General features: G+C 54.6%; 2 protein-coding genes and 1 pseudogene. 2 read left to right on the top strand and 1 reads right to left on the bottom strand.

The features are described from left to right. On the top strand, positions 1-155 hold a 155-nt coding region (locus tag DQ405_RS26390), incomplete at its 5' end, for a transaldolase family protein (RefSeq protein WP_274597462.1). A 190-nt stretch (positions 156-345) separates the two neighbouring features. Here the strand turns inward: DQ405_RS26390 and DQ405_RS26385 are convergent. Beyond that, positions 346-1,481, bottom strand: a protein-coding gene (locus tag DQ405_RS26385) for an IS3 family transposase (protein ID WP_446730926.1) whose coding sequence is annotated in 2 segments (ribosomal slippage) — positions 346-1,232 and positions 1,232-1,481 — 1,137 coding nt in all. Because the reading frame shifts where the segments join, the coding sequence is not laid out codon by codon here. A 416-nt stretch (positions 1,482-1,897) separates the two neighbouring features. Here DQ405_RS26385 and DQ405_RS26380 point away from each other — a divergent pair. Continuing rightward, positions 1,898-2,846, top strand: a pseudogene (locus DQ405_RS26380) (IS110 family transposase). The last annotated feature ends 212 nt before the right edge of the window (positions 2,847-3,058 follow it).

The following is a 3,058-nucleotide window of genomic DNA, read 5'->3' as shown; positions in this document are numbered from 1 at the left end:
GGCATGCCGGTGAGGCCCGTGTGCATATGACTGAAGCGCAGTTCCGTTGGGAGTCCAACGAGGACGCGATGGCGACTGAGAAGCTGGCGGAGGGGATTCGTCAGTTTGCGCGGGACCAGGAGAAGCTGGAGGCGTTGTTGTCGGCCAAGCTGTAAAGGCAGATAGCGGCAAAAAGGGCGGTACCTGTGAGGGTGCCGCCCTTTTTTGTGCGTCGGTGTCACCGCCGCCCTATGTGGGAGCTGGCTTGCCTGCGATAGCGGTGGGCCAGTCAACACTTAATCGACTGACACTGCGCMATCGCGGGCAAGCTGAACTGGTCAAGTAATCTTGGACACCGATTAAGGTTCACGCCACCAACCTTTCCTTCGCGACCGGCGACCGGTAGTCGTTGTAGCTGTGAGGCCTGCTGATGTTGTAGCGCGAGACATAGCGCTGCACGTCTGCCCGGGCCTCATGTTCCAGTTTGTAGCCCGTTTCAGGAACCCACTCTGATTTCAAACTACCAAAGAAACGCTCCATGGGGGCGTTGTCCCAGCACTCGCCTTTACGGCTCATACTTTGTCTAAATCCGTGTTTCACAAGCTCGTTTCGGAATTTATGACTGGTGTACTGACAACCTTGGTCTGAATGAAACAACACATCCTGGGGGCGGCCGCGTAGCTCAACCGCCATGCGTAGCGCTTCGCAGGTCAGATTGGCATCAGAAATCATCGAGAACGACCAACCCACGATCCTCCGAGCGTACAAATCCAGAACGGCGGCGAAGTACATCCATCGCTTGCCGACCTTGATGTAAGTTACGTCGCCACACCACACCTGGTTAACCGCCGTTACATCAAATTTTCGCTTGAGCACGTGCGGCGCAACCAATGCCTCAACGCCCGGCGACTTGTACTTATGGCGCCTGCGCTGACGACTAGCGATGCCAGCTTCGCGCATCAAACTGCGAGCCATATAACGTCCGATACGATGCCCTTTGGCTTTTAGCTCCTTGGACAAAGTACGTGCGCCGGCCGACTCTCTGGACGCCCTGTGGTGCTTGACCAGCGCGGCTTTGAGCTTGTCCCGTTCAGGATTTGCTCTGCCTTGGCGCTGGCGCCAGGCGTAGAAACTACTACGGTTGATCCCAAACGCCCGGCAACACCTTTTAACGCCGTATTGCTCGTCCAGCTCATCGATCAGCGTGAATGATCTTTGGCGTCCAAAAGCAGGAGAGCACTGGCCTTTTTTAGGATTTCAATGTCCAGGTCTTTCTCCCTGAGTAGGGCTTTGAGCCTCTGGATTTCTCGCTGATCAGCGGTAATTGCCTTGGCCCCTACCGGGGTCGAACCCAGGCGTTCTTTCTGCACTTGATCGACCCAGCGGCGTAGAGCAGTGGGGCCGATATCTAGGCTGGCACAGACCTCAGTAACCGGCTGGCCTTCATCCAGCACCATGCTGGCAGCCTTGAGCTTGAACTCACTCGAATAAGATTTACGCATATCCAAACACCTCAGATTTGGGCGCTATCATAACGCCCGATTGAAGTGTCCAAAATCATTAGGCCAGTTCAAGCCCGCTCCCACAGGGTTCTATGCCGGGTGCCGATTCTGTGGGCAACCCACAACCAGTGTGGGAGCTGGCTTGCCTGCGATAGCGGTGGCTCAGTTGAAGAATCATTGACTGACAGGTCGCCATCGCGGGCAAGCCCGCTTGTATGCTAGGACTTGAAGGGAGGAGAAGGGACAAAGCCCGATTCTGACTGTTGACGCAGTACAGACCGTGGGAGATTTCGCCCCTCCTCCTTTCACCCAAGCGCCGATAAAGAATGCATCTGGCTATGACCGACGATAGGAACAAGCCTGCGCCTCTGGGTGAGCCCTTCAAGTGCTCAAAACCTTAGCCCGGAGGAAGCCCCATGGCAATGCCAGTTTCTGTCTCAAAGCCAATCGTAGGCGTCGATGTCGCTAAGAATGAACTGGTGATTTATCACGCTGAAGTCGATTTGTTAGAAACAATCCCAAACACCAAAGCCGCTATCAAAAAATGGCTGAAGGCCTTGTCCTGCAAAGTGGCCATCGCAATTGAAGCCACCAATATCTACCACTTGGAGTTTGCTGATCTAGCTCATGAAGCTGGTTGCGTGGTTTACATGGTTGGAGGTTATGAGCTCAAGCATTACCGCGAAAGCGTGAAGATCCGGGCCAAGACCGATGCTTTGGATGCCAAGCTGCTCGTCCGCTATTTGAGAAAGGAGGCAGACGAACTGCGTCCCTGGACACCTCCATCACCGCTGTATCGCCATCTTCTAAGCCTGTTTTCGTCGGCGCGCAGCCTTGGTTCAGGCGCGCGTCAGCCTGGCGCAAAGCTGGGCGAACGAGCCGCTTCTTAAGGCCTCGTTTGCCGAGCAGGTGAAGTCGATGCAGAGACTGGAAGGGTTAATCGAAAAAATGATCAGTGACTGCCTGAAAGAAGCAGGTTTACTGGGTCAGTTGAAGCGTTGCTTGAAAGTCGAAGGCATCGGTTTTTTGACTGGCGCGCGTTTGATTGCCACCTTCCAACGGGGAGAGTTCAGGAATTCGGACGCGTTTATCGCCTTTCTTGGTATGGATTTGCGCGTCAACAAGTCAGGACAGAAGGATGGTCGTCGTAGTTTAAGTAAGCGCGGCGACTCAGAAGCTCGGCGCCTGCTGCATAACGCAGCGATGGCGGCTAGCCGAACAGAGACATGGAAAGCGTTTTATCAAGCACAGAGGGCGCGAGGCTATAGCACCACACAGGCGCTGGTAATACTGGCCCGCAAGCTTGCTAGGGTGGTGTTCGCTCTGCTGAAAGGGCAAAGCGAATATCAGCCAAAAGTTGGTTGAGGGTTGCCCCTCAACCATAGAATCTCCCACAGGGATCTATGCCTGGCGCCAATTCCGTGGGCAACCCACAACCAGTGTGGGAGCTGGCTTGCCTGCGAAAGCGGTGGTTCAGTTGAAGAATCATTGACTGACAGGTCGCCATCGTGGGCAAGCCCGCTCCCACATTTTGATCCTCATTGTTCTTCGAATTGTAGGTGAGCCAAAACAAAAAA

The organism is Pseudomonas sp. SST3, assembly GCF_003325755.1.
Note: the sequence above shows the minus strand (reverse complement) of the source record. Positions and strands in the feature narration are given on the sequence as shown.